General features: G+C 42.2%; 44 protein-coding genes. 38 read left to right on the forward strand and 6 right to left on the reverse strand.

The features are described 5' to 3' along the window. The 33 genes from ABN236_RS18950 to ABN236_RS19110 all read left to right on the forward strand — a co-directional run. The coding region (locus ABN236_RS18950; RefSeq protein WP_072077167.1) for an EF-Tu C-terminal domain-related protein at window positions 1-75 on the forward strand (75 nt) is incomplete at its 5' end. Between the two features lie 218 nt (window positions 76-293). After that, window positions 294-491: a bacterioferritin-associated ferredoxin gene (gene bfd / locus ABN236_RS18955; protein ID WP_088494063.1), complete on the forward strand. Its 198-nt coding sequence runs from the start codon at window positions 294-296 to the stop codon at window positions 489-491. A gap of 77 nt (window positions 492-568) precedes the next feature. Continuing rightward, complete coding sequence (gene bfr, locus ABN236_RS18960; RefSeq protein WP_075674372.1) at window positions 569-1,042, forward strand: bacterioferritin; 474 nt, start codon at window positions 569-571, stop codon at window positions 1,040-1,042. A gap of 349 nt (window positions 1,043-1,391) precedes the next feature. Continuing rightward, window positions 1,392-1,703, forward strand: coding sequence for a 30S ribosomal protein S10 (rpsJ, locus tag ABN236_RS18965; RefSeq protein WP_001181005.1), 312 nt, complete (start codon window positions 1,392-1,394; stop codon window positions 1,701-1,703). A 32-nt stretch (window positions 1,704-1,735) separates the two neighbouring features. Further along, window positions 1,736-2,365, forward strand: a complete 630-nt coding sequence (gene rplC / locus ABN236_RS18970; protein ID WP_023583465.1) for a 50S ribosomal protein L3 — start codon at window positions 1,736-1,738, stop codon at window positions 2,363-2,365. 16 nt (window positions 2,366-2,381) lie between these two features. Then, on the forward strand, window positions 2,382-2,987 hold the full coding sequence (rplD, locus tag ABN236_RS18975; protein ID WP_088494062.1) for a 50S ribosomal protein L4: 606 nt from the start codon (window positions 2,382-2,384) through the stop codon (window positions 2,985-2,987). After that, complete coding sequence (gene rplW, locus ABN236_RS18980; RefSeq protein WP_004246962.1) at window positions 2,984-3,286, forward strand: 50S ribosomal protein L23; 303 nt, start codon at window positions 2,984-2,986, stop codon at window positions 3,284-3,286. Before rplD ends, rplW begins: the two co-directional genes overlap by 4 nt. Window positions 3,287-3,305: 19 nt before the next feature. Then, window positions 3,306-4,130 carry a 50S ribosomal protein L2 gene (rplB, locus tag ABN236_RS18985; protein ID WP_006535497.1) on the forward strand — a complete coding sequence of 275 codons (825 nt, stop codon included), beginning with the start codon at window positions 3,306-3,308 and terminating at the stop codon, window positions 4,128-4,130. A gap of 14 nt (window positions 4,131-4,144) precedes the next feature. Beyond that, window positions 4,145-4,423, forward strand: coding sequence for a 30S ribosomal protein S19 (gene rpsS, locus ABN236_RS18990; protein WP_004246960.1), 279 nt, complete (start codon window positions 4,145-4,147; stop codon window positions 4,421-4,423). Window positions 4,424-4,437: 14 nt separating this feature from the next. Then, window positions 4,438-4,770 carry a 50S ribosomal protein L22 gene (gene rplV / locus ABN236_RS18995; protein WP_006535498.1) on the forward strand — a complete coding sequence of 111 codons (333 nt, stop codon included), beginning with the start codon at window positions 4,438-4,440 and terminating at the stop codon, window positions 4,768-4,770. Between the two features lie 17 nt (window positions 4,771-4,787). Further along, the gene (rpsC, locus tag ABN236_RS19000) at window positions 4,788-5,489 is read left to right on the forward strand and encodes a 30S ribosomal protein S3 (protein WP_023583467.1); all 702 of its coding nucleotides are present in this window, start codon (window positions 4,788-4,790) and stop codon (window positions 5,487-5,489) included. A gap of 12 nt (window positions 5,490-5,501) precedes the next feature. Next, entirely contained in the window at window positions 5,502-5,912 is a 411-nt protein-coding gene (gene rplP / locus ABN236_RS19005; protein WP_006535500.1) for a 50S ribosomal protein L16, read from the forward strand. Beyond that, window positions 5,912-6,103 (forward strand): 50S ribosomal protein L29, encoded by a 192-nt coding sequence (gene rpmC / locus ABN236_RS19010; RefSeq protein ID WP_004238624.1) that lies wholly within the window; start codon window positions 5,912-5,914, stop codon window positions 6,101-6,103. Before rplP ends, rpmC begins: the two co-directional genes overlap by 1 nt. Further along, window positions 6,103-6,357 (forward strand): 30S ribosomal protein S17, encoded by a 255-nt coding sequence (rpsQ, locus tag ABN236_RS19015; RefSeq protein ID WP_023583468.1) that lies wholly within the window; start codon window positions 6,103-6,105, stop codon window positions 6,355-6,357. Before rpmC ends, rpsQ begins: the two co-directional genes overlap by 1 nt. A gap of 176 nt (window positions 6,358-6,533) precedes the next feature. Continuing rightward, window positions 6,534-6,905 carry a 50S ribosomal protein L14 gene (gene rplN / locus ABN236_RS19020; RefSeq protein WP_004246955.1) on the forward strand — a complete coding sequence of 124 codons (372 nt, stop codon included), beginning with the start codon at window positions 6,534-6,536 and terminating at the stop codon, window positions 6,903-6,905. Between the two features lie 10 nt (window positions 6,906-6,915). Further along, a complete protein-coding gene (gene rplX / locus ABN236_RS19025) occupies window positions 6,916-7,230 on the forward strand; it encodes a 50S ribosomal protein L24 (RefSeq protein ID WP_075674042.1) in 315 nt (104 codons plus the stop codon). A 13-nt stretch (window positions 7,231-7,243) separates the two neighbouring features. Beyond that, window positions 7,244-7,783, forward strand: coding sequence for a 50S ribosomal protein L5 (gene rplE, locus ABN236_RS19030; protein ID WP_075674041.1), 540 nt, complete (start codon window positions 7,244-7,246; stop codon window positions 7,781-7,783). Between the two features lie 12 nt (window positions 7,784-7,795). Next, complete coding sequence (gene rpsN / locus ABN236_RS19035; RefSeq protein ID WP_006535503.1) at window positions 7,796-8,101, forward strand: 30S ribosomal protein S14; 306 nt, start codon at window positions 7,796-7,798, stop codon at window positions 8,099-8,101. A gap of 32 nt (window positions 8,102-8,133) precedes the next feature. Beyond that, window positions 8,134-8,526 (forward strand): 30S ribosomal protein S8, encoded by a 393-nt coding sequence (gene rpsH / locus ABN236_RS19040; RefSeq protein ID WP_004246950.1) that lies wholly within the window; start codon window positions 8,134-8,136, stop codon window positions 8,524-8,526. 14 nt (window positions 8,527-8,540) lie between these two features. Next, the gene (gene rplF, locus ABN236_RS19045; protein WP_023583470.1) at window positions 8,541-9,074 is read left to right on the forward strand and encodes a 50S ribosomal protein L6; all 534 of its coding nucleotides are present in this window, start codon (window positions 8,541-8,543) and stop codon (window positions 9,072-9,074) included. A gap of 9 nt (window positions 9,075-9,083) precedes the next feature. Next, window positions 9,084-9,437: a 50S ribosomal protein L18 gene (rplR, locus tag ABN236_RS19050; RefSeq protein ID WP_023583471.1), complete on the forward strand. Its 354-nt coding sequence runs from the start codon at window positions 9,084-9,086 to the stop codon at window positions 9,435-9,437. 14 nt (window positions 9,438-9,451) lie between these two features. Further along, window positions 9,452-9,952 (forward strand): 30S ribosomal protein S5, encoded by a 501-nt coding sequence (gene rpsE, locus ABN236_RS19055; protein ID WP_023583472.1) that lies wholly within the window; start codon window positions 9,452-9,454, stop codon window positions 9,950-9,952. A 5-nt stretch (window positions 9,953-9,957) separates the two neighbouring features. Next, the gene (rpmD, locus tag ABN236_RS19060) at window positions 9,958-10,137 is read left to right on the forward strand and encodes a 50S ribosomal protein L30 (RefSeq protein WP_036914634.1); all 180 of its coding nucleotides are present in this window, start codon (window positions 9,958-9,960) and stop codon (window positions 10,135-10,137) included. A 3-nt stretch (window positions 10,138-10,140) separates the two neighbouring features. Then, complete coding sequence (rplO, locus tag ABN236_RS19065) at window positions 10,141-10,575, forward strand: 50S ribosomal protein L15 (protein ID WP_004246944.1); 435 nt, start codon at window positions 10,141-10,143, stop codon at window positions 10,573-10,575. Window positions 10,576-10,582: 7 nt separating this feature from the next. After that, a complete protein-coding gene (gene secY, locus ABN236_RS19070; protein ID WP_006535510.1) occupies window positions 10,583-11,905 on the forward strand; it encodes a preprotein translocase subunit SecY in 1,323 nt (440 codons plus the stop codon). A gap of 42 nt (window positions 11,906-11,947) precedes the next feature. After that, a complete protein-coding gene (gene rpmJ / locus ABN236_RS19075) occupies window positions 11,948-12,064 on the forward strand; it encodes a 50S ribosomal protein L36 (protein WP_071788572.1) in 117 nt (38 codons plus the stop codon). A 146-nt stretch (window positions 12,065-12,210) separates the two neighbouring features. Further along, window positions 12,211-12,567: a 30S ribosomal protein S13 gene (gene rpsM / locus ABN236_RS19080; protein ID WP_036914623.1), complete on the forward strand. Its 357-nt coding sequence runs from the start codon at window positions 12,211-12,213 to the stop codon at window positions 12,565-12,567. Window positions 12,568-12,583: 16 nt separating this feature from the next. Then, entirely contained in the window at window positions 12,584-12,973 is a 390-nt protein-coding gene (gene rpsK / locus ABN236_RS19085; RefSeq protein WP_002919257.1) for a 30S ribosomal protein S11, read from the forward strand. Between the two features lie 36 nt (window positions 12,974-13,009). Then, window positions 13,010-13,630 (forward strand): 30S ribosomal protein S4, encoded by a 621-nt coding sequence (rpsD, locus tag ABN236_RS19090; protein ID WP_004246942.1) that lies wholly within the window; start codon window positions 13,010-13,012, stop codon window positions 13,628-13,630. 25 nt (window positions 13,631-13,655) lie between these two features. Further along, the gene (locus tag ABN236_RS19095; protein WP_006535513.1) at window positions 13,656-14,645 is read left to right on the forward strand and encodes a DNA-directed RNA polymerase subunit alpha; all 990 of its coding nucleotides are present in this window, start codon (window positions 13,656-13,658) and stop codon (window positions 14,643-14,645) included. Window positions 14,646-14,682: 37 nt separating this feature from the next. After that, window positions 14,683-15,069: a 50S ribosomal protein L17 gene (gene rplQ, locus ABN236_RS19100; RefSeq protein ID WP_004246940.1), complete on the forward strand. Its 387-nt coding sequence runs from the start codon at window positions 14,683-14,685 to the stop codon at window positions 15,067-15,069. A 296-nt stretch (window positions 15,070-15,365) separates the two neighbouring features. After that, window positions 15,366-15,779, forward strand: a complete 414-nt coding sequence (gene zntR, locus ABN236_RS19105) for a Zn(2+)-responsive transcriptional regulator (RefSeq protein ID WP_165121900.1) — start codon at window positions 15,366-15,368, stop codon at window positions 15,777-15,779. A gap of 50 nt (window positions 15,780-15,829) precedes the next feature. Further along, on the forward strand, window positions 15,830-16,036 hold the full coding sequence (locus tag ABN236_RS19110) for an alternative ribosome-rescue factor A (RefSeq protein WP_023583475.1): 207 nt from the start codon (window positions 15,830-15,832) through the stop codon (window positions 16,034-16,036). A gap of 3 nt (window positions 16,037-16,039) precedes the next feature. Here the strand turns inward: ABN236_RS19110 and mscL are convergent, their stop codons facing one another. The 5 genes from mscL to def form a co-directional block, all read right to left on the reverse strand. Beyond that, window positions 16,040-16,447: a large-conductance mechanosensitive channel protein MscL gene (gene mscL / locus ABN236_RS19115; protein WP_023583476.1), complete on the reverse strand. Its 408-nt coding sequence runs from the start codon at window positions 16,445-16,447 to the stop codon at window positions 16,040-16,042. A gap of 115 nt (window positions 16,448-16,562) precedes the next feature. Then, window positions 16,563-17,939, reverse strand: coding sequence for a Trk system potassium transporter TrkA (gene trkA / locus ABN236_RS19120; protein WP_023583477.1), 1,377 nt, complete (start codon window positions 17,937-17,939; stop codon window positions 16,563-16,565). Window positions 17,940-18,033: 94 nt separating this feature from the next. Continuing rightward, window positions 18,034-19,320, reverse strand: a complete 1,287-nt coding sequence (gene rsmB / locus ABN236_RS19125) for a 16S rRNA (cytosine(967)-C(5))-methyltransferase RsmB (protein ID WP_349474706.1) — start codon at window positions 19,318-19,320, stop codon at window positions 18,034-18,036. A gap of 98 nt (window positions 19,321-19,418) precedes the next feature. After that, complete coding sequence (fmt, locus tag ABN236_RS19130; protein ID WP_349474708.1) at window positions 19,419-20,366, reverse strand: methionyl-tRNA formyltransferase; 948 nt, start codon at window positions 20,364-20,366, stop codon at window positions 19,419-19,421. Window positions 20,367-20,392: 26 nt separating this feature from the next. Then, a complete protein-coding gene (gene def / locus ABN236_RS19135) occupies window positions 20,393-20,917 on the reverse strand; it encodes a peptide deformylase (protein WP_088494057.1) in 525 nt (174 codons plus the stop codon). Between the two features lie 130 nt (window positions 20,918-21,047). Here def and dprA point away from each other — a divergent pair, with 130 nt between their 5' ends. From dprA to ABN236_RS19160, 5 genes are read left to right on the forward strand one after another with little or no spacing between them, the layout of a single operon-like run. After that, on the forward strand, window positions 21,048-22,193 hold the full coding sequence (gene dprA / locus ABN236_RS19140) for a DNA-processing protein DprA (RefSeq protein ID WP_349474709.1): 1,146 nt from the start codon (window positions 21,048-21,050) through the stop codon (window positions 22,191-22,193). Between the two features lie 18 nt (window positions 22,194-22,211). Then, window positions 22,212-22,769, forward strand: coding sequence for a DNA topoisomerase family protein (locus ABN236_RS19145; RefSeq protein ID WP_349474711.1), 558 nt, complete (start codon window positions 22,212-22,214; stop codon window positions 22,767-22,769). Continuing rightward, the gene (tsaC, locus tag ABN236_RS19150) at window positions 22,762-23,331 is read left to right on the forward strand and encodes an L-threonylcarbamoyladenylate synthase type 1 TsaC (protein WP_311755836.1); all 570 of its coding nucleotides are present in this window, start codon (window positions 22,762-22,764) and stop codon (window positions 23,329-23,331) included. The genes ABN236_RS19145 and tsaC overlap by 8 nt, the downstream gene beginning before the upstream one ends. Before the next feature lie 5 nt (window positions 23,332-23,336). Further along, on the forward strand, window positions 23,337-24,161 hold the full coding sequence (aroE, locus tag ABN236_RS19155; RefSeq protein ID WP_349474712.1) for a shikimate dehydrogenase: 825 nt from the start codon (window positions 23,337-23,339) through the stop codon (window positions 24,159-24,161). Next, the gene (locus tag ABN236_RS19160; protein WP_088494052.1) at window positions 24,158-24,421 is read left to right on the forward strand and encodes a DUF1488 family protein; all 264 of its coding nucleotides are present in this window, start codon (window positions 24,158-24,160) and stop codon (window positions 24,419-24,421) included. The genes aroE and ABN236_RS19160 overlap by 4 nt, the downstream gene beginning before the upstream one ends. Here ABN236_RS19160 and ABN236_RS19165 read toward each other — a convergent pair. Continuing rightward, window positions 24,394-24,957 carry a gamma carbonic anhydrase family protein gene (locus ABN236_RS19165; protein WP_088494051.1) on the reverse strand — a complete coding sequence of 188 codons (564 nt, stop codon included), beginning with the start codon at window positions 24,955-24,957 and terminating at the stop codon, window positions 24,394-24,396. The two genes, ABN236_RS19160 and ABN236_RS19165, sit on opposite strands and share 28 nt — an antisense overlap. Window positions 24,958-25,278 lie beyond the last annotated feature (321 nt).

Consider the following 25,278-nt stretch of genomic DNA (forward strand, 5'->3'; position numbering starts at 1 on the left):
GACGGTTTACGTTTCGCTATCCGTGAAGGTGGCCGTACAGTAGGTGCGGGCGTTGTTGCTAAAGTATTAGGTTAATTCCTGATAGATTTATGCATGAAGAGGGCATCGTAAGATGCCCTTTTTTGTATCTGAAGATTAGATATTTTAAATCGTAGTAAAGTATTCATGGTTTTTCCGGCATCATCGCTGATAATGTGGATAAGTAAAAACACTTAAGTCAAATAAATAGAAATTGAAATCATAATAATTATCATTTACTATCTTGTTCGTGAGTAGTTAATGAGGTTGTTATTATGTACGTATGTCTTTGCCACGGTGTGAGTGATAAAAAAATTATCTCAACTGTCCATAAACATCAAATCCACACTATTAATGAATTACGCAAGATCTTACCCGTTGGAAGTTGTTGCGGTAAGTGCGTACGTCAAGCCCGTCAACTTATCGAAAATGAGCAATCAGCTCTTTACCCACAAATTTCTGAAGTTGCATAACAAATTTTAAATTTCCTTTCTCTCCTCTTTGTATAAAAGGTCTACACTGAAAAGACTGGAAGCAAAGGAGCATAAAAATGAAAGGTGATAAAAAAATGATAGCCCACCTTAATAAGTTATTAGGTGGTGAGCTTGTTGCAATTAATCAGTATTTCCTACATGCCCGAATGTTCAAGAATTGGGGACTCACACGTCTCAATGAAATGGAATATCATGAATCCATAGATGAGATGAAACACGCAGATAAATATATCGAGCGTATCTTGTTCCTTGAAGGCATTCCAAATTTACAAGATTTAGGCAAATTAAACATCGGTGAAGATGTTGAAGAGATGCTACGTTCTGATTTGGAATTAGAATTAGGCGGTGCCAAAGATTTACGTGAAGCCATTGCTTACGCAGATTCAATTCATGATTATGTCAGCCGCGATCTCATGCTAGAAATTCTAACCGATGAAGAAGGGCACATTGATTGGATAGAAACCCAGCTTGAACTTATCGAACGCATGGGACTTCAAAATTATCTACAAGCTCAAATTATTGAAGAGTAATTTGGCTCATACAGAAAAGAATAATTCACCTTCGTTAGTGGATTATTAGATGTTTTTTAAAGCAAAGGTAATAAAGGTGCCTTTGCTTTTTTTATTTTTGAAAAGATAAAACGAATTTTTATCGCTGATTTTTTATTCTTGGCTTGATTTCATCACTCAGGCAAGTATAATGCGCAGGCTCACTGATTTAGTGAGGCTGATTTATCAGCTAATGCAGATTTTATATTGCATTAATATAATACTCCCGATTGGGGAGTTATATGCAGAACGATTACACTCTCTCATCAATCGAAATGGGTACGAGTAGTGATCATTTACGTTTATAAAAAATAGTTGGAGCTCTGGTCTCATGCAGAACCAAAGAATCCGTATCCGCCTGAAAGCTTTTGATCATCGTCTGATTGATCAATCAACTGCGGAAATCGTAGAGACTGCTAAGCGCACTGGTGCGCAAGTTCGTGGTCCAATCCCACTGCCGACTCGCAAAGAGCGTTTCACAGTGTTGATTTCTCCGCACGTTAATAAAGATGCGCGTGATCAGTATGAAATTCGCACTCACAAACGTCTGGTTGACATCGTTGAGCCAACCGAGAAAACCGTTGATGCTCTGATGCGTCTGGATCTGGCTGCCGGCGTAGACGTGCAGATCAGCCTAGGTTAATCAGGTCATCAAGCGATTGAGAGGTTGAAACAATGATTGGTTTAGTCGGTAAGAAAGTAGGAATGACTCGTATCTTCACTGAAGATGGCGTTTCAATCCCTGTAACCGTTATCGAAATTGAAAACAACCGTGTTACTCAGGTCAGAGATCTGGAGAAAGACGGTTATCGTGCCATTCAGGTGACTACTGGTAGCAAAAAAGCTAACCGTGTACTGAAACCTGAAGCAGGGCATTTTGCTAAAGCTGGTGTTGAAGCTGGCCGCTTACTACGTGAATTCCGTCTGAATGAAGGCGAAGAATACACTGTAGGTCAAAGCATTAGCGTAGAAATTTTCGCTGACGTTAAAAAAGTCGACGTTACTGGAACATCTAAAGGTAAAGGTTTTGCCGGTACTGTAAAGCGCTGGAACTTCCGTACTCAAGATGCTACCCATGGTAACTCCTTGTCTCACCGTGTTCCGGGTTCTATCGGTCAGAACCAGACTCCGGGTAAGGTGTTTAAAGGCAAGAAAATGGCAGGTCAACTGGGTAACGAACAAGTTACCGTTCAGAGCCTGGAAGTAGTACGTGTTGACGCTGAGCGCAACCTGCTGCTGGTCAAAGGTGCTGTTCCAGGTGCAACTGGCAGTGACCTGATCGTTAAACCAGCTGTCAAGGCGTAACGTCGAGGAGATAGGAATGGAATTGGTAATGAAAGACGCGCAAGGCGCGCTGACTGTTTCCGAAACTACCTTCGGGCGTGACTTTAACGAAGCGCTTGTGCATCAAGTAGTCGTTGCATACGCTGCTGGTGCTCGTCAAGGTACTCGTGCTCAGAAAACCCGTGCTGAAGTTTCTGGTTCAGGCAAAAAGCCTTGGAGACAGAAAGGTACAGGTCGTGCACGTTCAGGTTCAATCAAGAGCCCAATTTGGCGCTCTGGTGGTGTTAGCTTCGCAGCTAAACCACAGGACCACAGTCAAAAAGTAAACAAAAAGATGTACCGTGGTGCTCTGAAGAGCATTCTGTCTGAATTGGTACGTCAAGATCGTCTGATCGTCGTAGAGAATTTTTCTGTTGAAGCGCCTAAAACTAAACTTTTAGCACAGAAACTGAAAGATATGGCTCTGGTTGATGTTCTGATCGTCACTGCTGATGTAGATGAGAATCTGTATTTAGCAGCACGTAACTTATATAAAGTTGACGTACGTGATGCAGCAACAATCGACCCTGTTAGCTTAATCGCCTTCGACAAAGTCGTCATGACTGCTGACGCTGTGAAGCAAGTTGAGGAGATGCTGGCATGATCCGTGAAGAACGTCTGCTGAAAGTACTGCGCGCGCCGCATGTATCTGAAAAAGCTTCTATCGCGATGGAAAAATCAAATACCATCGTTCTCAAAGTTGCTAAAGACGCGACCAAAGCAGAGATTAAAGCAGCTGTACAAAAACTGTTTGAAGTCGAAGTTGAAAGTGTTAACACTCTGCTGATGAAAGGCAAAGTGAAACGTCACGGTCAGCGTATTGGTCGTCGTAGCGACTGGAAAAAAGCTTACGTAACCCTGAAGGAAGGCCAGAATCTGGACTTCGTCGGCGGCGCTGAGTAAGTCGGAGGAGTAAAGAACAATGGCAATTGTTAAATGTAAACCTACGTCTCCGGGCCGTCGCCACGTAGTTAAAGTGGTAAACCCTGAGCTGCATAAAGGGAAACCTTATGCGCCATTGCTGGAAAAAAACAGCAAGTCCGGTGGTCGTAACAACAATGGTCGTATCACTACCCGTCATATCGGTGGTGGTCACAAACAGGCTTACCGTATTGTTGACTTCAAACGCAACAAAGATGGTATCCCTGCGACAGTAGAACGTCTGGAATATGATCCAAACCGTTCAGCTAACATCGCTTTAGTGCTGTATGCTGATGGTGAACGTCGCTACATTCTGGCTCCAAAAGGCCTGAAAGCGGGTGATAAAGTTCAGTCTGGCGTTGATGCTGCTATCAAAGCGGGTAACACCTTACCAATGCGTAATATCCCGGTTGGTTCTACAGTTCATAACGTAGAAATGAAACCAGGTAAAGGTGGTCAGTTAGCTCGTTCAGCTGGTACTTACGTTCAGATCGTTGCTCGTGATGGTGCTTATGTCACTATTCGTCTGCGTTCTGGTGAAATGCGTAAAGTTCCTTCTGATTGCCGTGCAACTATCGGTGAAGTTGGCAACTCTGAGCACATGTTACGCGTTCTGGGTAAAGCTGGTGCAAGTCGCTGGCGTGGTATTCGTCCTACCGTTCGCGGTACTGCGATGAACCCAGTCGATCACCCACATGGTGGTGGTGAAGGTCGTAACTTTGGTAAACACCCAGTAACACCTTGGGGCGTTCAAACCAAAGGTAAGAAGACTCGTAAAAACAAACGCACTGAACATTTCATCGTTCATCGTCGTACTAAGAAATAATTAGAGGATAAGCCATGCCACGTTCTCTCAAGAAAGGTCCTTTCATTGACCTGCACTTGCTGAAGAAGGTAGAGAAAGCGGTGGAAAGCGGTGACAAAAAGCCTGTTAAGACTTGGTCCCGTCGTTCAACGATCTTTCCTAACATGATCGGTTTGACCATCGCTGTCCATAATGGTCGTCAGCATGTTCCAGTTTACGTTTCCGACGAAATGGTTGGTCACAAACTGGGTGAATTCGCGCCGACCCGTACTTATCGCGGTCATGCAGCCGATAAAAAGGCTAAGAAAAAATAAGGTAGGAGGAAGAGATGGAAACTATCGCTATGCATCGCCACGCTCGTTCTTCTGCTCAGAAGGTTCGCTTGGTAGCTGACCTGATTCGCGGTAAGAAAGTGTCGCAAGCTCTGGAAATTTTAACCTTTACCAACAAGAAAGCCGCTGGTTTAGTGAAGAAAGTACTGGAGTCTGCTATTGCTAATGCAGAACACAACGATGGCGCTGACATTGATGATCTGAAAGTAGCTAAGATCTTTGTTGACGAAGGTCCTTCTATGAAGCGCATTATGCCTCGTGCAAAAGGCCGTGCAGATCGTATTCTGAAGCGCACCAGCCACATCACTGTGGTTGTGTCTGATCGCTGAGACTCTGGAGACTAGCAATGGGTCAAAAAGTACATCCTAATGGTATCCGCCTTGGCATTGTCAAGCCTTGGAATTCCACATGGTATGCGGGTACCAATGAATTCGCTGACAACCTAGACAGCGACTTTAAAGTACGTCAGTACTTAACTAAAGAACTGGCTAAAGCATCTGTATCTCGTATCGTTATCGAACGTCCTGCGAAAAGCATCCGTGTGACTATTCACACTGCTCGCCCAGGCATCGTTATCGGTAAAAAAGGTGAAGATGTTGAAAAACTGCGCAAAAACGTAGCGGATATCGCTGGCGTTCCTGCGCAAATTAATATCGCCGAAGTACGTAAACCTGAACTGGACGCAAAATTAGTTGCTGACAGCATCACTTCACAGCTGGAACGTCGTGTTATGTTCCGTCGTGCTATGAAGCGTGCGGTACAGAACGCTATGCGTTTAGGCGCTAAAGGTATTAAAGTGGAAGTAAGTGGTCGCTTAGGCGGCGCTGAAATCGCTCGTACTGAATGGTATCGTGAAGGTCGTGTACCTCTGCACACTCTGCGTGCAGATATCGACTACAATACCTCAGAAGCACAAACCACTTATGGTGTGCTCGGCGTTAAGGTATGGATCTTCAAAGGTGAGATCCTGGGTGGTATGGCTGCAGTTGAACAGGCGGAAAAACCGGCTGCTCAACCTAAAAAGCAGCAGCGTAAAGGCCGCAAGTAAGGAGAGTCGCTGATGTTACAACCAAAGCGTACAAAATTCCGTAAAGTGCACAAAGGCCGCAACCGTGGCTTAGCTGCTGGTGCGGATGTAAGCTTCGGGACTTACGGTCTTAAAGCTGTGGGCCGTGGTCGTCTGACTGCACGTCAGATCGAAGCGGCACGTCGTGCAATGACCCGTGCAGTTAAGCGTCAGGGTAAAATCTGGATCCGTGTGTTCCCAGACAAACCAATCACTGAAAAGCCGCTCGAAGTCCGTATGGGTAAAGGTAAAGGTAACGTTGAGTATTGGGTTGCCTTAATCCAGCCAGGTAAAGTCCTGTATGAAATGGATGGTGTGCCTGAAGAACTGGCCCGTGAAGCATTCAAGCTGGCGGCAGCAAAACTGCCTATCAAAACCACCTTTGTAACTAAGACGGTGATGTAATGAAAGCAAAAGAGCTGCGCGAAAAGAGCGTTGAAGAGCTGAACACAGAACTGCTGAACTTACTGCGTGAGCAGTTTAACCTGCGTATGCAGGCAGCAAGTGGTCAGTTACAACAGTCTCATCTGTTGAAACAAGTGCGTCGTAATATCGCACGCGTTAAGACTTTACTGACTGAGAAGGCGGGTGCGTAATGACCGATAAAATCCGTACTCTGCAAGGTCGTGTAGTTAGTGACAAAATGGAGAAATCTATTGTCGTTGCTATCGATCGTATGGTTAAACACCCATTATATGGTAAGTTTATCCGTCGTACGACCAAACTGCATGTACATGACGAGAACAACGAATGTGGAATTGGTGACGTAGTAGAAATTCGTCAAACACGTCCACTGTCTAAGACTAAGTCTTGGGCGTTAGTTCGCGTTGTAGAAAAAGCTGTTCTGTAATAAAATAGCCTTTTCGTACGAAATAAACGGCTCAAAACTGAACGAGCCGTTTATTTTTTCTGTCCATATCGAGAATGTGGTGTTATAATGCCGCTCCCTCGTATTATGGGATATTGAACGGCCTCTTCTAATGTGGAAGTGGCTCAGTAGTAGTTGACATTTAGCGGAGCACTAAAATGATCCAAGAACAGACTATGCTGAACGTGGCCGACAACTCCGGTGCACGTCGCGTAATGTGTATCAAGGTTCTAGGTGGCTCGCACCGTCGCTACGCAGATGTAGGTGACATCATCAAAATTACCATCAAGGAAGCAATTCCACGTGGTAAAGTTAAGAAAGGTGATGTACTGAAAGCGGTAGTGGTGCGCACCAAGAAGGGTGTTCGTCGCCCTGACGGTTCTGTCATTCGCTTCGATAGCAACGCTTGTGTATTGTTAAACAACAACAGCGAGCAAGTTATTGGTACGCGTATTTTTGGGCCGGTTACTCGTGAACTTCGTAATGAGAAGTTCATGAAAATAATCTCTCTGGCACCTGAAGTACTCTAAGGAGCAGGCAATGGCAGCGAAAATCCGTCGTGATGACGAAGTTATCGTTCTTACTGGTAAAGATAAAGGTAAGCGCGGTAAAGTAAAACAGGTTCTTTCTTCTGGTAAAGTTCTCGTTGAAGGTATCAATCTGGTTAAAAAACATCAGAAGCCAGTTCCGGCTCTGAATCAACCAGGTGGCATCGTTGAAAAAGAAGCGTTTATTCAAGTTTCTAACGTTGCGCTTTTCAATGCGGCAACCGGCAAGGCTGACCGTGTAGGTTTTAGATTTGAAGACGGTAAGAAAGTTCGTTTCTTCAAGTCTAATAAAGAAACTATCAAGTAATTTGGAGTATACGATGGCGAAACTGCATGATTACTACAAAGACGAGGTGGTCCAACAACTGATGTCTCAGTTTGGTTACCATTCTGTCATGCAAGTCCCTCGGGTCGAGAAGATCACCCTGAATATGGGTGTTGGTGAAGCGATTGTTGATAAGAAACTGTTGGACAATGCAGCAGCTGATTTAGCAGCAATCTCAGGTCAAAAACCTTTGATCACCAAAGCACGCAAATCTGTTGCAGGCTTCAAAATCCGCCAGGGCTATCCGATCGGCTGTAAAGTGACCCTGCGTGGCGAACGCATGTGGGAGTTCTTTGAACGCTTGATCTCTATTGCTGTACCTCGTATTCGTGACTTCCGTGGTTTATCCGCTAAGTCATTTGACGGACGTGGTAACTACAGCATGGGCGTACGTGAGCAAATCATCTTCCCTGAAATCGATTACGATAAAGTGGATCGTGTTCGTGGTTTGGATATTACCATTACTACGACTGCGAAATCAGATGATGAAGGTCGCGCACTGTTAGCAGCGTTTAACTTCCCGTTCCGCAAGTAAGGCAGGGCATTCATGGCTAAGAAATCTATGAAAGCACGTGATGTAAAACGTGCGAATTTAGCTGAGAAATTCTTCGCAAAACGCGCAGAACTGAAAGCTATCGTTTCAGATGTGAACGTGTCTGACGAAGATCGTTGGAATGCTGTTCTAAAACTGCAAACTATGCCACGTGATTCAAGTCCTTCACGTCAGCGTAACCGCTGCCGTCAAACTGGACGTCCGCACGGTTTCCTGCGGAAATTTGGCCTCAGCCGTATTAAAGTCCGTGAAGCCGCTATGCGCGGTGAAATCCCGGGCCTTAGAAAGGCTAGCTGGTAATTACCATAATTGAATCACGGGAGTAAAGACAGATGAGCATGCAAGATCCCATCGCGGATATGCTGACCCGTATCCGTAACGGTCAGGCCGCGAACAAAGTTGCGGTCACAATGCCTTCCTCCAAGCTGAAAGTGGCGATTGCCAACGTGCTTAAGGAAGAAGGTTATATCGAAGATTTTAAAATTGAAGGCGACACTAAGCCAGAACTGGAAATCACTTTAAAATATTTCCAAGGTAAGGCTGTAGTAGAAAGCATTCAGCGCGTAAGCCGTCCAAGTCTGCGCATCTATAAAAGAAAAGATGAGCTGCCACAAGTTATGGCAGGACTGGGCATCGCTGTTGTTTCTACCTCAAAAGGTGTTATGACTGATCGTGCAGCTCGCCAAGCAGGTCTTGGTGGCGAGATTATCTGCTACGTAGCTTAATTCGGGAGGAAAGAATGTCTCGTGTGGCAAAAGCACCCGTCGTCATTCCTGCCGGCGTAGAGGTTAAACTCAACGGTCAGGTAATTACGATTAAGGGTAAAAACGGCGAGCTAACTCGTACTATCCATAATGCAGTTGAAATTCAACATGCTGACAACCACTTAACTTTCGCACCTCGCGATGGTTTTGCTGATGCTTGGGCACAGGCGGGTACTACTCGTTCTCTGTTAAATGCAATGGTTGTAGGTGTTACCGAAGGCTTCACTAAGAAACTGCAACTGGTAGGTGTAGGTTATCGTGCGTCTATTAAAGGCAATGCGGTTAACTTATCAGTAGGTTTTTCACATCCAGTGGAACACCAACTGCCAGCAGGCATCACTGCTGAATGTCCAACACAAACTGAAATCGTACTGAAAGGTGCGGATAAGCAAGTGATTGGTCAAGTAGCAGCTGAACTGCGTGCTTACCGTCGCCCTGAGCCTTATAAAGGTAAAGGTATTCGTTACGCCGACGAAGTTGTGCGTATCAAAGAGGCTAAGAAGAAGTAAGGTAACACTATGGATAAGAAAGCAGCTCGTATCCGTCGTGCGACCCGCGCACGCCGTAAGCTCCAGGAATTGGGTGCGACTCGCCTGGTGGTACACCGTACCCCTCGCCATATTTATGCGCAGGTTATTGCACCAAACGGTTCTGAAACTTTGGTGGCCGCTTCTACTACAGAAAAAGCTATCATTGAGCAACTGAAAAACACTGGAAACAAAGAAGCAGCAGCAGTAGTTGGTAAAATTGTTGCTGAACGCGCTCTGGAAAAAGGTATCAAAGTAGTATCATTTGACCGTTCCGGTTTCCAATATCATGGTCGAGTCCAGGCACTGGCAGATGCTGCCCGTGAAGCTGGCCTTCAGTTCTAAGGTAGGAGTGTAAGATGGCTCACATCGAGAAACAAGCTGGCGAACTGCAGGAAAAGCTGATCGCGGTAAACCGCGTATCTAAAACCGTTAAAGGTGGTCGTATCTTTAGCTTCACCGCTCTTACAGTAGTTGGTGATGGTAATGGCCGCGTTGGTTTTGGATATGGCAAAGCTCGCGAAGTTCCGGCAGCAATCCAGAAAGCGATGGAAAAAGCCCGTCGCAATATGAAAACCGTCGCTTTAAACAACGGTACTCTGTTCCACCCTGTTAAAGGTACTCACACAGGCTCTCGCGTATTTATGCAGCCTGCTCATGAAGGTACTGGTATCATCGCAGGTGGTGCAATGCGTGCAGTTCTAGAAGTGGCTGGCGTTCGTAACGTACTGGCTAAAACCTATGGTTCCACTAACCCGATTAACGTGGTTCGTGCAACACTGGACGCTTTAGATAGCATGAAGTCTCCAGATATGGTCGCAGCTAAGCGTGGTAAATCCGTTGAAGAAATTCTGGGGTAATGACCATGGCTAAGACTATTAAAATTACTCAAACACGCAGCTTAATCGGCCGTCTGCCTAAACATAAGGCAACTATGACTGGTTTAGGTCTGCGTCGCATCGGTCACACTGTAGAACGCGAAGATACACCAGCAGTTCGCGGTATGATCAACTTGGTTTCCTATATGGTTAAAGTTGAGGAGTAAGAGATGCGTTTAAATACTCTGTCTCCGGCTGAAGGTGCCAAGCATGCGCCTAAACGTGTAGGTCGTGGTATCGGTTCTGGCTTAGGTAAAACTGGCGGCCGTGGTCACAAAGGTCAGAAATCTCGTTCTGGCGGTGGCGTACGTCGTGGTTTTGAAGGCGGCCAGATGCCTTTATATCGTCGTTTACCAAAATTTGGTTTTACTTCACGTAAATCATTCGTGACTGCGGAAATCCGTCTGTCTGATTTAGCTTACGTTGAAGGCGATGTAATCGATCTGAATGCACTGAAAGCCGCAAACGTTGTTGGCCCACAGATTGAATTTGCAAAATTAATTCTGTCTGGCGAGGTTAACCGTGCAGTGACTATTCGTGGTCTGCGTGTTACCAAAGGTGCCCGTGCAGCAATCGAATCAGCTGGCGGTAAAATTGAGGAATAAGTGACAGATGGCTAAACAACCAGGTTTAGATTTTCAGAGTGCTAAAGGTGGTGTTGGTGAACTAAAACGCAGACTTTTGTTTGTTCTTGGTGCACTTATTGTCTTTAGGATTGGCTCTTTTATTCCTATCCCTGGTATTGATGCCACTGTGCTTGCCAAATTGCTCGATCAGCAAAAAGGCACCATCATTGAAATGTTTAACATGTTCTCTGGTGGTGCTCTTAGCCGTGCTTCTATCTTTGCGCTGGGTATCATGCCTTATATTTCGGCATCGATTATTATCCAACTCTTATCAGTGGTTAACCCTCGGTTAGCAGAGATTAAGAAGGAAGGGGAGGCCGGTCGTCGTAAGATCAGCCAATATACCCGTTATGGTACTTTGGTGCTGGCGATATTCCAATCAATTGGTATCGCAACAGGCTTACCGAATATGCCAGGAATGCAAGGTCTGGTAATTAATCCAGGTCTACCATTCTATATTACGGCTGTTGTGAGCTTAGTCACTGGGACAATGTTCCTAATGTGGTTAGGTGAGCAAATCACTGAACGTGGTATTGGTAACGGTATCTCAATTATTATCTTTGCAGGTATCGTTGCAGGTCTTCCGCCTGCCATTGGTCAAACCATCGAGCAGGCGCGGCAAGGCGAACTGCACTTCCTCCTGTTATTGTTGGTTGCAGTATTGGTGTTCGCGGTTACTTTCTTTGTTGTTTTTGTAGAAAGAGGACAACGTCGTATCGTTGTTAACTATGCAAAACGTCAACAAGGGCGTAGAATATACGCGGCACAAAGTACACATCTACCACTTAAAGTAAATATGGCGGGTGTTATACCAGCAATTTTTGCTTCAAGTATTATCCTGTTTCCTGGTACAATAACCTCTTGGTTTGGCGATGGTACAGGGTGGGGTTGGCTGACGACGATTTCTTTAAATCTACAGCCTGGTCAACCTATTTATGTGTTACTATACGCTGCTGCAATCATATTCTTCTGTTTCTTCTATACGGCGTTGGTTTTCAACCCAAGAGAAACGGCAGATAACCTGAAGAAGTCCGGTGCATTTGTACCAGGAATTCGCCCGGGAGAGCAGACGGCTAAATATATAGATAAAGTAATGACTCGTTTAACCTTAATCGGTGCCTTGTATATTACCTTTATCTGTCTCATCCCGGAGTTCATGCGTGACGCAATGAAAGTACCTTTCTATTTTGGTGGTACTTCCCTCTTAATCGTGGTTGTGGTCATCATGGATTTTATGGCTCAAGTGCAAACTCTCCTGATGTCAAGTCAGTATGAGTCTGCATTGAAAAAAGCAAATCTTAAAGGTTAATTACTGATAAGCGATTTGTTTTAGAAGTTACGGAGAGTAAAAATGAAAGTTCGTGCTTCCGTCAAGAAAATGTGCCGTAACTGCAAAATTGTTAGACGTCACGGTCACGTGCGTGTAATTTGCAGCGTCGAGCCTAAGCATAAACAGCGTCAAGGCTAATTTATTGCATTTTTTTCTTGCAAAGTTCGGTTGAGCTGGCTAAATTAGCCAGCCCAATCTTTTATAATATATACAGTATTGTTTGAGTATCCTGAAAACGGGCTTTTCAGAATGGTACTGTATAACTGCTAATTTAGGAGTGCATAGTGGCCCGTATAGCAGGCATTAACATTCCTGATCATAAACATACTGTAATCGCATTAACTTCGATTTACGGTATCGGTAAGACCCGCTCACAGGCTATCTGTGTAGCTGCTGGTATTGCTGAAAATGTTAAGATCAGTGAGCTGTCTGAAGAGCAAATCGACAAGCTGCGTGACGAAGTTGCCAAATACGTTGTAGAAGGTGATCTGCGTCGTGAAGTTACCCTGAGCATCAAACGTCTGATGGATCTTGGTACTTACCGTGGTTTACGTCATCGTCGTGGTCTACCAGTTCGCGGTCAGCGTACTAAGACTAACGCACGTACCCGTAAGGGTCCGCGTAAGCCGATCAAGAAATAATCGGGGTATTTGAACAATGGCAAAAGCACCTATTCGTGCACGTAAGCGTGTAAGAAAACAAGTCTCTGACGGTGTGGCTCATATCCATGCTTCTTTCAACAACACAATCGTTACTATTACCGATCGTCAAGGTAACGCATTGGGTTGGGCTACTGCCGGTGGTTCCGGTTTCCGTGGTTCTCGTAAATCTACTCCGTTCGCGGCTCAGGTTGCAGCAGAACGTTGCGCTGAAGCTGTTAAAGAGTACGGAATTAAGAACTTGGAAGTTATGGTTAAAGGACCTGGTCCTGGTCGTGAGTCAACTATCCGTGCATTAAACGCGGCTGGTTTCCGCATCACTAATATTACTGATGTGACTCCGATTCCTCATAACGGTTGTCGTCCACCGAAAAAACGTCGCGTTTAATAACGTTTTCGTTTTTAGGAAAGTTGGAGAAAGAAAATGGCAAGATATTTGGGTCCTAAGCTCAAGCTGAGCCGCCGTGAAGGTACAGATTTATTTCTAAAATCTGGCGTTCGGGCGATTGACACCAAGTGTAAACTGGAACAAGCACCAGGTCAGCACGGCGCACGTAAACCGCGTCTTTCTGATTACGGTGTTCAGTTACGTGAAAAACAAAAAGTACGTCGTATTTACGGTGTTCTAGAACGTCAATTCCGTAACTACTACAAAGAAGCAACTCGTCTGAAAGGCAACACAGGTGAAAACCTGCTGACTCTGCTGGAAGGTCGTCTGGATAACGTTGTTTATCGTATGGGCTTTGGCGCAACTCGCGCAGAAGCACGTCAGATGGTTAGCCATAAAGCAATCATGGTAAATGGTCGCGTGGTTAACATTGCTTCTTATCAGGTTTCCCCGAATGACGTAGTCAGCGTTCGTGAAAAATCGAAAAAACAGTCTCGTATCAAGGCTGCTTTAGAGCTGGCTGAACAGCGTGAAAAGCCAACATGGCTGGAAGTTGATGCTGCTAAGATGGAAGGTGTGTTCAAACGTATTCCTGAACGTACTGACTTGTCTGCTGACATTAACGAGCACCTGATCGTCGAGCTTTACTCCAAGTAAGGCTTAGCACCAAAGAGAGGACACAATGCAGGGTTCTGTGACAGAGTTTCTAAAACCGCGCCTGGTTGATATCGAGCAAGTCAGTTCGACGCACGCCAAGGTGACCCTTGAGCCATTAGAGCGAGGCTTCGGCCATACTCTTGGTAACGCACTGCGCCGTATTCTGCTTTCGTCTATGCCGGGTTGTGCGGTAACAGAGGTTGAGATTGATGGTGTACTGCATGAGTACAGCACCAAAGAAGGTGTTCAGGAAGATATCCTAGAAATACTGCTCAACCTTAAAGGGTTGGCGGTAAAAGTTCATGGTAAAGATGAAGTTATTCTTACTTTGAGCAAATCTGGCATTGGCCCTGTTATTGCAGCCGATATCATCCATGACGGTGATGTCGAAATCGTCAAGCCGCAGCACGTTATCTGCCACCTTACAGACGAGAACGCATCTATTAATATGCGTATCAAAGTTCAGCGTGGTCGTGGTTATGTGCCGGCTTCTGCCCGAATTCATTCGGAAGAAGATGAGCGCCCTATCGGTCGCCTTTTAGTAGACGCGTGCTATAGCCCAGTTGAGCGTATTGCTTATAATGTGGAAGCAGCTCGTGTTGAACAGCGTACCGACTTGGATAAGCTGGTTATCGAGATGGAAACTAACGGTACTATCGATCCAGAAGAATCGATTCGCCGTGCAGCGACTATCCTGGCTGAACAGCTTGAAGCTTTTGTTGACTTACGTGATGTTCGTCAACCAGAAGTTAAAGAAGAGAAGCCAGAATTCGATCCTATCTTACTGCGCCCAGTAGACGATCTTGAATTGACTGTCCGCTCTGCTAACTGTCTGAAGGCAGAAGCAATCCACTACATCGGTGATCTGGTACAGCGTACTGAAGTTGAATTACTTAAGACGCCTAACCTTGGTAAGAAATCTCTTACTGAGATTAAAGACGTACTGGCGTCGCGTGGTTTATCTCTGGGCATGCGCCTTGAGAATTGGCCACCTGCAAGTATCGCTGATGAATAAGATCACAGGTTAAGGTTTTACTGAGAAGGATAAGGTCATGCGCCATCGTAAGAGTGGTCGTCAATTGAACCGCAACAGCAGCCATCGTCAGGCTATGTTTCGTAACATGGCAGGTTCTTTAGTTCGTCATGAGATAATCAAGACAACTTTGCCTAAAGCGAAAGAACTGCGTCGCGTCGTTGAGCCGCTGATTACTCTTGCCAAGACCGACAGCGTAGCTAATCGTCGTCTGGCATTCGCCCGTACTCGTGATAACGAAGTCGTGGCAAAACTGTTTACAGTATTAGGTCCGCGTTTTGCGAGCCGTGCAGGTGGTTACACTCGTATTCTGAAGTGTGGCTTCCGTGCTGGTGACAACGCTCCAATGGCTTACATTGAGCTTGTTGACCGTGCTGATTCTGAAACAGAAGCAGCAGCTGAATAATTTAATTATTATTTAGTGAAGCGAATAAAAAGACCGGATTTTTAATCCGGTTTTTTTACATCTATCGAAAATGATAGTTATGAAACTACCGTTATAAAAATAATCTATCAAGCTATATCCTAATCTTTCTATTTGTTATTCCATGCTTTTTTGCCTACTCTTGTGTTACATCATATTTATTTTCTGTTATTTCAGCATACTGCTATTTTGGTAAGATAAGCTTCGCACTATATTTCAATTCTATTTTTTTGATTATTTGTTATGCTTATGCATCATTTAGAGTGAGGGCATGATCCATGTATCGTATTGGGCAGGTTGCAAAATTAGCGAATGTGACAACAGATACAATCCGTTTTTATGAAAAACAAGGATTGATGGATCATGACAGGCGAACAGAAGGCGGTTATCGCTTATATACAGAGAAAGATCTCCAACGTTTACGTTTTATTCGTTATGCAAAAGAGTTGGGCTTTACATTAGACGCGATTACAGAGCTACTTTCTATTCGTGTTGATCCCGCTCATCACACCTGTGTTGAATCAAAACATATTGTTGATGCAAGACTTGCGGAAGTTGAAATTCGCTTGAAAGAAATGGAAAAGATGCGAGATTCATTGAAGATGTTAAGTAATGCATGTTGTGGTAGTGCTCATGAAAGTACTTATTGTTCTATTCTTGAAATACTTGAATCTGGAGCCACAAAGCAATAATATCTGTACCGCATTACGTTTTATGTTCTTTAATAATTTAAGAGGTTTTTATGTCTAGCAAATATCAGCACCAGAAAGGTGTTATTAAAGATAATGCCTTAGCAGCACTTGTTCATGATCCACTATTTAGACAACGCGTGGAAAAGAATAAGAAAGGAAAAGGAAGTTATATGAGAAAAGCGAAACATGACAAGAAGGGTAACTGGGAGGCCAGTGATAACAAAAGATTTTTTCAATTGTTATCACTGGCCTTTTAGTTTTTATTTTTGCTGATTTTTTAATAAATCACGAATTTCTGTTAATAGAGTTTCTTCTGCGGAAGGTGCCGGTGGTGCTTTAGGTGCTTCTTCTGCCTGACGACGTGTCTTGTTAATTAATTTGATTGCACAGAAAATCGCAAATGCGACAATGGCAAAGTCAAAAACAGTTTGAATGAACATGCCATAATTTAGTACAACTGCCGGTACATCCCCACTAGCATCTCTTAATACAAGACTAAACTGTTTGAAGTCAATACCACCGATTAACAAGCCTAGCGGTGGCATAATAATATCAGCAACTAATGATGAAACAATCTTACCGAAGGCTGCACCAATGATGACACCGACTGCCATGTCGACAACGTTGCCTTTCATTGCGAATTCACGAAACTCTTTGAAAAAAGACATAACCACCCCTTATTTATCTATTCATAGATTTATTATGTAAAAATATAGTATCTAACATGATAATAGTAGACCATTATAAGTAACAATTACTATTATTCTTATTTCTACGTAGTCTTTATAAGAAAAATGGGCTAGGTTGGAAAAGCTTTTCTACTTCAGGGACATATTTTTTATCAGTGATAAACATAATCACATGATCCCCTTGTTCTATGGAGTGACTTGCGTTCGCAATAATAACATCTTGATCTCTAACAATTGCACCAATGATAGTTCCAGGAGGTAGTTTTATATCTTGTATACGACGACCAACAACTTTTGATGTATTTTCATCACCATGTGCAACGGCTTCAATTGCTTCTGCAACACCTCGTCGTAATGAGGAAACACTAACAATATCAGCTTTACGAACATGGCCTAAAAGTGCAGAAATTGTTGCTTGTTGTGGTGATATTGCAATATCAATAACCCCACCTTGAACTAAATCAACATAAGCACTACGCTGAATAAGCACCATTGCTTTTTTAGCACCCATTCTTTTTGCCAGCATCGCTGACATAATATTGGCTTCATCATCATTAGTCAGTGCGATAAAGACATCGATTTGTTCTATATGTTCTTCAGCAAGAAGTTCTTGATCTGATGCATCACCATAGAAAACGATGGTGTCATGGAGTAGTTCAGCAAGCTCTGTTGCTCGTTGCTGATTATGTTCAATAAGTTTGACGCTATAATCTTTTTCTAATCTAGCCGCTAAACCTGCACCGACATTACCACCACCAACAATCATAATGCGTTTATAAGGTTTTTCTAATCGCTGTAATTCACTCATTACTGCACGAATATGCTGAGATGCAACGACAAAGAAAACTTCATCTCCTGCTTCGATGATTGTGGAGCCTTGAGGCCGGATAGGTCTGTCTTGACGAAAAATGGCAGCAACGCGAGTATCGATATGTGGCATATGATCACGTAATGTTGATAGTGCATTTCCGACGAGAGAACCACCATAATACGCTTTTACTGCAACAATACTGACTTGGCCATCGGCAAAATTAACAACTTGTAAGGCACCTGGGTATTGGATCAATTTATAAATATAATCAATAACCAAATGCTCTGGAGAGATTAAATAATCAATGGGGATAGCTTCTGGGAGAAAGAGTTTGTCTGCTTCACGAACAAATTCAGAGGCACGTATCCGAGCAACTTTGTTGGGCGTATTAAACAGAGTGTAAGCAACTTGGCACGCTATCATATTGGTTTCGTCAGAGTTGGTGACGGCAACCAGCATATCTGCATCTTCAGCACCGGCTTCTCGTAAGATCCTTGGGTGAGATCCATGCCCATTGACTACTCGTAAATCGAATTTATCTTGAAGTTGGCGCAAACGATCTGCATTAGTGTCAACGACAGTAATATCATTATTCTCCCCGACAAGATTTTCAGCGAGAGTACCACCTACTTGACCAGCGCCTAAGATAATAATTTTCATCGTAATTTCTCAGAGTATTCGATTAACAAATAGAAAAGAAACGCAAGATCTTGATGATCTTGCGTTGAAATAGTAGCGGTTTTTAGATCTGATATCATCTTTTATCACAAGATCGTATTTTCTTGATCAATGCATAAAAGAAACCATCGCCACCTTCTTCTTCTGGCAAGCATTGGTGCTGATAATCACATTGTGCATCTTTCGTTGACGCTAAAAATGCTTCAACTTGTTGTTTATTCTCTTCAGGTAAAATAGAGCAAGTTGCATAGACCAACGTACCACCAGATTTTAGGTATGGCCAAATAGCGTGAAGGATCTCTTTTTGAATTTGAGCTAATTGCTCAATGTCGTCATTACGGCGAAGCCACTTAATATCTGGATGACGGCGGATAACGCCTGTTGCTGAGCATGGTGCATCAAGGAGAATTCGGTCAAATTGCATACCCGCACACCATTGTTCAGGATAACGACCATCACCACTTTTGACGACGGCATTAAGTTTTAAACGTGTAAGGTTTTCTTGTACACGTTTCAAACGTTGCTCATCTATATCGATTGCTAATACTTGAGCCTGAGGAGCTATCTCTAAAATATGTGTTGTTTTACCGCCCGGTGCTGCACATAAGTCAAGGATCTGTTCTTTATTTTCTGGCGCTAATAATTCAGCACAACGCTGAGCTGAACGATCTTGAACTGTTACCCAACCATCAGCAAATCCAGGAAGAAGATTCACGTTACATGGATCCTCTAAGCGGATTGCAAAAGGGTGACTGTCATCAGCAACAGCGGCAATTTCTTCCTTTTCAAGTAATGTTAAATATTCTTCTTGTGAATGATGGCGTTGATTTACACGTAACCACATAGGTGGTTTTTGATTATTACCTTCAACAATATTTATCCATTGTTCAGGATAAGCCTGTTTAATACGGGCAAGTAGCCATGATGGATGGAGAAAACGATTTTCACTATTTTGAAAACGTTCATCTAGGATATCTTGTTGACGTTGAAACTGACGCAACACACCGTTAATTAATCCTTTTAACTGGGGTTTTTTTAATGCGACAGCGCCATTTACCGTTTCTGCTAGAGCAGCATGAGCAGGAATACGTGTATAAAGAAGTTGATATAAGCCAACCATAATGAGGTAGTGTAAAATGCGTTGTTTACCTTTTAATGGTTTATCCATGAGTTGCTGAATAATCCATTCTAATTGTGGCAATGTACGTAATACACCAAAGCAAAGTTCCTGTAGTAATGCTTTATCTTTGTCTGAAACATTTTTTTGAAGTTCGGGTATGACTGTGCTTAGAGATAAGCCTTGATCTAATACTTGGTTAATTGCTTTGGCTGCAATGCTACGTAAGTTGTATGACGTTTTCATGATGAATCAACGTTTAATATTGAGCGCCAGAGATGTACTACATTGGCGTGAAAAAAGGAAAACCCTGATAATAGTATTAGTATCAGGGTTTAGAATAATTATTGAATGATTTTTCCAGGAGTGAACCAATCTCGCTTGGAGTTTAAGAAATCAGCAGAAGCCATAGGTTTTTTACCTGATGGTTGCAACTCAGTGATATTTAGAATGCCGTTACCTGTCGCAATATAAATACCCGTTTTATCTGCTTTTAATAAGGACCCTGCTGGTTGATCTGTATCATCAGCAATAGCTTGTGCTTTCCATACTTTTACAGGTTGCTCGTCTAACATGAAAAAGCTCATTGGCCATGGATTGAATGCTCTTATGCAACGTTCAATCTGTTCTGCTGATAATGACCAATCAATTTTTGCTTCTTCTTTAGATAATTTTTGTGCGTAGTTCGCTAAATTATCATCTTGTTTTTCAGCTTTTATTTTACCTGAGGTAATGAGATCTAACGTAGTTGTTAGAGCCTTGGGTCCAAGCTCCGCAAGCTTTTCATAAAGAGATGCACTGGTATCGTCACTCGTAATTGGGCACGAGGCTTTATACAGCATATCGCCAGTATCTAAGCCAACATCCATTTGCATAATCGTGACACCTGTTTCTTTATCTCCTGCCCACAATGAGCGTTGAATTGGTGCAGCACCACGCCATTTAGGAAGGAGAGACCCATGCACATTAAGGCAACCTAAACGCGGTATTTCAAGAACCGCTTTAGGTAAGATCATGCCATAAGCGACAACAATCATAATGTCGGCTTGTTGTGCTGCTATCCATTCATGGTTCTCTTCTGGTTTTAAAGATGCCGGCTGATAAACAGGAATATTATGAGTTAATGCCAGTTCTTTAACAGGGCTAATAGTCAGTTTCTTACCTCTTCCTGCGGGTTTATCTGGAGGAGTGAGTACTCCCACCACACGATGTTGAGTTGATAACAATGCAGCTAAATGTCGAGCCGCAAAATCGGGTGTTCCCGCAAAAATAATACGTAATGAATCAGACACGTTTTCTTCCTGTTTCAATTTAACTGTTACTGTCCTGCTTTAGCTCTTTTTTTATCTAGCTTATCGAGTTTTTCAACTTTTTGACGGATGCGTTGGCGTTTTAATGGAGATAAATAATCCACAAATAATTTACCAACTAAATGATCCATTTCATGTTGAATACAGATAGCTAATAAATCATCAGCCTCTAACTCAAAAGGTTGGCCATTGTAATCAAGAGCTTTTACTTTTACATGCTCTGCACGAGGAATAAAAGCACGCTGTTCCGGAATAGACAAACAGCCTTCTTCTATGCCTGTATCGCCATCAGCATCAAGAAGTTCTGGGTTTATTAATACCAGTCTTTGATCCCTGGTTTCAGAGACATCAATGACGATAATGCGCTGGTGGATATTTACCTGTGTCGCAGCTAAGCCGATGCCTTCTTCCAAATACATTGTTTCAAACATATCATCGACAATTTTTTGGATTTCGGCATCAACTTTTTCGACTGGCTTTGCAATCGTGCGAAGGCGCTCGTCTGGATAATGTAATACGTGTAACACTGCCATAATTTATTCGGACTGTTTCTAAAATGTGAATAGGATTTAACGTCTATTCTAGACATTTATTGTCTAGATTGACAGTATTTGGTGTGTTTAGCACTCACCCTGTTTGCTAAAAACAATATTAGGATAATGCATGGATGCTAGAGAAATATGGATAAGGCTTAATGCTGTTTCAAGACTCCCCATTAGTAAAGCGATTCAAATTGCAAGGTATCTACAATCTTTAACTCAATTAAATCAAGGGCTATTAATAGGTTGTGGTCTGTCAGAACAGCAAAGTCATCAATTCTTAAGACTTCATGCAAATGCTGTCAACGATACATTAAAATGGTTAGATAAAAACGAATCATCATTATTAACGATAACAGATTCAGATTATCCTCCTTTATTAAAGCAAATATCATCGCCCCCGCTTTTGCTTTTTGTTGCAGGGAATAGGCAGTATTTAAAAAGCACACAAATTGCATTAATTGGTAGTCGAGTTGCTACACCATATGGTTCCAAATGGGCAACTTATTTTGCGCAGGAACTAGTAAAGAAAGAGTTAACTATTACAAGTGGGTTAGCTCAAGGTATTGATGGTATTGGACATCGAAGTGCATTAAAAAATAATGGTATTACTATTGCTGTACTAGGGAGTGGTTTAGAGCAGATTTATCCGTCATTTCATCGTACTCTTGCAACACAAATAAAAGAATCTGGTCTTCTTATTTCTGAGCATTTACCTATGACTCCACCTTTAGCGCGTCATTTTCCTCAACGTAATCGAATTATTAGTGGATTAAGTGCTGCACTACTTATTATTGAAGCCGGAATTAAAAGCGGTTCTTTAATAACAGCAAACTATGCTTTGCAACAAGGTAAAGAGTTGTTCGTGTTACCGGGACTATTGGGTGATATTCATTTTGAAGGTAATCACCAACTTATTAAGCAAGGTGCAAATTTAACATCTTCACCTGAAGATATCTTTGAATATTTAAATAGTTCTTTGCAGTGGCTTACTTGTGTTAATGAGTATCAACAAAAACAAATCACAGAAGAATATACAACACTTATTAATAGTGAAAAACAAGAGGCTAAAGTAGAACAATTTACACCTGAACAACAGCAGGCGATGGAAGTGATATTACCTTTTCTACGTTTTAATAAAACTGTACCCATTGATATCATTGCTCAGGATAGTGGATTATCAACTTCTGAATTAGCTCCTCTTTTATTAGAGCTTGAGCTTATTGAAAAAGTCGCTATTGTGGCTGGTGGCTATACTCGATTGGAATAAGTGTAATGAGGTAAAACAATGGCAAAGCATATGCCGTTTACACAGCAACCTGAACAGGAAAAATGCCCTGAATGTGGCAGTGCATTAGTGATGAAAAGTGGAGGGCATGGCCCTTTTTTAGGATGTTCGGCTTACCCTGATTGCCACTATATTAAAACATTAAAATCACAAGGTGATGGGCAAATTATAAAAGTCTTAGAAGGGCAACCTTGTAAGTGTTGTGGCGCTGATTTAGTTTTGCGTCAAGGTAAATTTGGGATGTTTATTGGTTGTAGTAATTATCCTGCATGTGAACATATAGAACAAATTGATAAACCTGATGAAACCGTCATACCTTGTCCTCAATGCGAAAAAGGAAAATTATTACAACGTAAGTCTAGGTTTGGTAAGACATTTTATGCTTGTAACCAATACCCAGAATGCCAATTTGTATTAAACAACAAACCTGTTAATGGTGAATGTGAACATTGCCACTATCCATTATTGATGGAAAAAAGGTCTTCTCAAGGAGTAAGATTGGTGTGCGCCAGCAAATTATGTGGAAAGCAACAAACAAAAAGAGAAGAACATGAATAACGAAGTATCACCTGTAAGCAACACTATAATAGCAGCATTAAAAAATAATAAAGTTATCGCCTATCCAACAGAAGCCGTATTTGGGGTAGGTTGTGATCCTGATAGCGAACATGCTGTTATGGCATTATTAATGTTAAAACAACGCTCAATTGACAAAGGATTAATTTTAATTGCTGATAATTATGAGCAATTGAAACCTTATATCGATGATAGTGCATTGACACAAACTCAGCGAGATAGAATGTTTGCGTCTTGGCCAGGACCTGTTACATGGGTTATTCCTGCCAAATCAACGACACCAAAGTGGCTAACTGGAAAATTTACTTCTTTAGCTGTGAGAGTAACAGACCACACAGTTGTTAAAGAACTCTGCCTAGCCTATGGAAAACCTTTAGTTTCAACGAGTGCGAATTTAAGTGGATTACCACCATGTCGTACAGTTGAAGAAGTAAAAGCACAGTTTCAGGATACAATTCCTATCGTTGAAGGGAGTGTCGGAGGTAGACAGAATCCTTCTGAAATCCGAGATGCATTAACGGGTGAATTATACCGACAAGGGTGATTGTGATGGAAAAATATTTAGTGATGGGAAATCCTATCGAGCATAGTCAGTCTCCTTTCATCCACCAATTTTTTTCAAAACAAACAGGAATAGAGTATGACTATGGACGTTTACTCGTTCCTTTAGGTGAATTTGATAAAACAGCCTCGCATTTTTTTTCTAATGGGGGGCGAGGTGCTAATGTTACTGTTCCTTTTAAAGAAGATGCATTCCGCTTTGTGGATAAATTAACGGATAGAGCGAAAGCATGTGGTGCAGTTAATTCTATTGTTAAATTGGAAGACGGCTCACTCCTTGGTGATAATACTGATGGGCAAGGACTTATTCTGGATTTAGCAAGACTCGATTTTATTGTGCCTAATAAGGTTAAATCAGTCTTAGTTATCGGTGCTGGTGGCGCAACAAGAGGAATATTGCTTCCATTACTTGATTTTGATTGTGATATTACTTTAACCAATCGTACATTTGCTAAAGCTGAACAATTAGTAAAAGAATTTAGTCAATTTGGAACGATCCGAGCAATAGCTGTCGAAGATGTTGCCGATAGACATTACGATTTAATTATAAATGCCTCTTCATCCAGCATGACTAATGATTTACCACCTATTCCTAACACTGTTTATGGTTTTGATACAGCGTGCTACGATCTTTATTATCAAACAGGGATGACATCATTTCTATATAACGCGTTAAAACATGGAAGCACGCGTTTATCAGATGGATTAGGTATGTTAGTAGGACAAGCCGCTTATGCACTTGAACTGTGGTATGAAATTGTGCCGGATATTAATCCCGTCCTTAATATATTAAGAGAAAGATTGAATCAATGAACCAGTCCATTCAATTTCCAGATCGTGAAATATGGCTAGCTGAGGATAGGAGTGTTCTTTTTCCTATAATGATCAACGGAATGCTTTTTGATTGTCAAATTACAGAGCAAGAGCTTATTGAACGTTTTGGTGTTGGAGAAGGAATTTTATTATTTAAACAAAATCGTTGGGACATTGAAGAAGAATTTGAAGAGTTGGTAACGGAATATGAGTTATCAACTCTTTATCCTATCTATTCTTTATCAATGGCAGATAGATGAGTAGGTAAATAGTTATTTTTCCATCCAACATAATTATTAGCAGAATAGATAAAGTGCTCTATTTCTGCTGATGAAAGTGGGCGAATTTTTTTCACTGGACTCCCTAAATAAAGAAAACCACTTTCAAGTCGCTTTCCTGGCGGAACTAAACTACCTGCGCCAATCATTACATCGTCTTCAATAATTGCACCATCAAGTAAAATAGAACCCATTCCGACTAAAACGCGATCTCCTATTGTGCATCCGTGTAACATTACTTTGTGTCCAACAGTAACATTATCACCAATAATAAGAGGAAAACCTTCAGGATCATTGGGTGAGATGTGAGTGACATGAAGAACTGAACCATCTTGAATATTTGACCTTTTACCAATACTCACGTAATTCACATCACCACGAATAACAACCATAGGCCAGATACTGACATCTTCACTAATACGTACATCTCCAATCACAGTTGCTGTTTCATCAATAAAAACATCTTTATCAATAGAAGGCGAAAGGTGTAAGTAATTCCTGATTGTTGATTTCCCCATAATTTAACCTCGTACTTGGTTTCACTTTATAATAAGAAAAGCATAGCAGTGGATGGGGGTGGCTGGCGAGGGCAATGATTTTTAGGCTACATGACTATCAAAATCGATACTAAAGGAGAAAGTAGAGCAATAGGGTGTGATTGATAGAATATACCGAATAGACAATAACAAGATAAAGCGTATATTTTTTACACACAAAAGATGTTTTCTGTATCAAAAATAGACGCAAAGTTCAAAAAGAGAACGAACAGAAAAAAAGTTGAAATAAATACTTGCGCTAATCCGAGAACTCCCTATAATGCGCATCCACTGACCGACGAT

Source organism: Proteus sp. fly-1013 (assembly GCF_040140245.1).
GTDB lineage: Bacteria > Pseudomonadota > Gammaproteobacteria > Enterobacterales > Enterobacteriaceae > Proteus > Proteus mirabilis_B.

Bases quoted from the DNA above. Each gene is read 5' to 3' on its own strand.
- bfd (WP_088494063.1), top strand. From the start codon at position 294: ATGTACGTATGTCTTTGCCACGGTGTGAGTGATAAAAAAATTATCTCA.
- bfr (WP_075674372.1), top strand. From the start codon at position 569: ATGAAAGGTGATAAAAAAATGATAGCCCACCTTAATAAGTTATTAGGT.
- rpsJ (WP_001181005.1), top strand. From the start codon at position 1,392: ATGCAGAACCAAAGAATCCGTATCCGCCTGAAAGCTTTTGATCATCGT.
- rplC (WP_023583465.1), top strand. From the start codon at position 1,736: ATGATTGGTTTAGTCGGTAAGAAAGTAGGAATGACTCGTATCTTCACT.
- rplD (WP_088494062.1), top strand. From the start codon at position 2,382: ATGGAATTGGTAATGAAAGACGCGCAAGGCGCGCTGACTGTTTCCGAA.
- rplW (WP_004246962.1), top strand. From the start codon at position 2,984: ATGATCCGTGAAGAACGTCTGCTGAAAGTACTGCGCGCGCCGCATGTA.
- rplB (WP_006535497.1), top strand. From the start codon at position 3,306: ATGGCAATTGTTAAATGTAAACCTACGTCTCCGGGCCGTCGCCACGTA.
- rpsS (WP_004246960.1), top strand. From the start codon at position 4,145: ATGCCACGTTCTCTCAAGAAAGGTCCTTTCATTGACCTGCACTTGCTG.
- rplV (WP_006535498.1), top strand. From the start codon at position 4,438: ATGGAAACTATCGCTATGCATCGCCACGCTCGTTCTTCTGCTCAGAAG.
- rpsC (WP_023583467.1), top strand. From the start codon at position 4,788: ATGGGTCAAAAAGTACATCCTAATGGTATCCGCCTTGGCATTGTCAAG.
- rplP (WP_006535500.1), top strand. From the start codon at position 5,502: ATGTTACAACCAAAGCGTACAAAATTCCGTAAAGTGCACAAAGGCCGC.
- rpmC (WP_004238624.1), top strand. From the start codon at position 5,912: ATGAAAGCAAAAGAGCTGCGCGAAAAGAGCGTTGAAGAGCTGAACACA.
- rpsQ (WP_023583468.1), top strand. From the start codon at position 6,103: ATGACCGATAAAATCCGTACTCTGCAAGGTCGTGTAGTTAGTGACAAA.
- rplN (WP_004246955.1), top strand. From the start codon at position 6,534: ATGATCCAAGAACAGACTATGCTGAACGTGGCCGACAACTCCGGTGCA.
- rplX (WP_075674042.1), top strand. From the start codon at position 6,916: ATGGCAGCGAAAATCCGTCGTGATGACGAAGTTATCGTTCTTACTGGT.
- rplE (WP_075674041.1), top strand. From the start codon at position 7,244: ATGGCGAAACTGCATGATTACTACAAAGACGAGGTGGTCCAACAACTG.
- rpsN (WP_006535503.1), top strand. From the start codon at position 7,796: ATGGCTAAGAAATCTATGAAAGCACGTGATGTAAAACGTGCGAATTTA.
- rpsH (WP_004246950.1), top strand. From the start codon at position 8,134: ATGAGCATGCAAGATCCCATCGCGGATATGCTGACCCGTATCCGTAAC.
- rplF (WP_023583470.1), top strand. From the start codon at position 8,541: ATGTCTCGTGTGGCAAAAGCACCCGTCGTCATTCCTGCCGGCGTAGAG.
- rplR (WP_023583471.1), top strand. From the start codon at position 9,084: ATGGATAAGAAAGCAGCTCGTATCCGTCGTGCGACCCGCGCACGCCGT.
- rpsE (WP_023583472.1), top strand. From the start codon at position 9,452: ATGGCTCACATCGAGAAACAAGCTGGCGAACTGCAGGAAAAGCTGATC.
- rpmD (WP_036914634.1), top strand. From the start codon at position 9,958: ATGGCTAAGACTATTAAAATTACTCAAACACGCAGCTTAATCGGCCGT.
- rplO (WP_004246944.1), top strand. From the start codon at position 10,141: ATGCGTTTAAATACTCTGTCTCCGGCTGAAGGTGCCAAGCATGCGCCT.
- secY (WP_006535510.1), top strand. From the start codon at position 10,583: ATGGCTAAACAACCAGGTTTAGATTTTCAGAGTGCTAAAGGTGGTGTT.
- rpmJ (WP_071788572.1), top strand. From the start codon at position 11,948: ATGAAAGTTCGTGCTTCCGTCAAGAAAATGTGCCGTAACTGCAAAATT.
- rpsK (WP_002919257.1), top strand. From the start codon at position 12,584: ATGGCAAAAGCACCTATTCGTGCACGTAAGCGTGTAAGAAAACAAGTC.
- rpsD (WP_004246942.1), top strand. From the start codon at position 13,010: ATGGCAAGATATTTGGGTCCTAAGCTCAAGCTGAGCCGCCGTGAAGGT.
- ABN236_RS19095 (WP_006535513.1), top strand. From the start codon at position 13,656: ATGCAGGGTTCTGTGACAGAGTTTCTAAAACCGCGCCTGGTTGATATC.
- rplQ (WP_004246940.1), top strand. From the start codon at position 14,683: ATGCGCCATCGTAAGAGTGGTCGTCAATTGAACCGCAACAGCAGCCAT.
- zntR (WP_165121900.1), top strand. From the start codon at position 15,366: ATGTATCGTATTGGGCAGGTTGCAAAATTAGCGAATGTGACAACAGAT.
- ABN236_RS19110 (WP_023583475.1), top strand. From the start codon at position 15,830: ATGTCTAGCAAATATCAGCACCAGAAAGGTGTTATTAAAGATAATGCC.
- mscL (WP_023583476.1), bottom strand. From the start codon at position 16,447: ATGTCTTTTTTCAAAGAGTTTCGTGAATTCGCAATGAAAGGCAACGTT.
- trkA (WP_023583477.1), bottom strand. From the start codon at position 17,939: ATGAAAATTATTATCTTAGGCGCTGGTCAAGTAGGTGGTACTCTCGCT.
- rsmB (WP_349474706.1), bottom strand. From the start codon at position 19,320: ATGAAAACGTCATACAACTTACGTAGCATTGCAGCCAAAGCAATTAAC.
- def (WP_088494057.1), bottom strand. From the start codon at position 20,917: ATGGCAGTGTTACACGTATTACATTATCCAGACGAGCGCCTTCGCACG.
- dprA (WP_349474709.1), top strand. From the start codon at position 21,048: ATGGATGCTAGAGAAATATGGATAAGGCTTAATGCTGTTTCAAGACTC.
- ABN236_RS19145 (WP_349474711.1), top strand. From the start codon at position 22,212: ATGGCAAAGCATATGCCGTTTACACAGCAACCTGAACAGGAAAAATGC.
- tsaC (WP_311755836.1), top strand. From the start codon at position 22,762: ATGAATAACGAAGTATCACCTGTAAGCAACACTATAATAGCAGCATTA.
- aroE (WP_349474712.1), top strand. From the start codon at position 23,337: ATGGAAAAATATTTAGTGATGGGAAATCCTATCGAGCATAGTCAGTCT.
- ABN236_RS19160 (WP_088494052.1), top strand. From the start codon at position 24,158: ATGAACCAGTCCATTCAATTTCCAGATCGTGAAATATGGCTAGCTGAG.
- ABN236_RS19165 (WP_088494051.1), bottom strand. From the start codon at position 24,957: ATGGGGAAATCAACAATCAGGAATTACTTACACCTTTCGCCTTCTATT.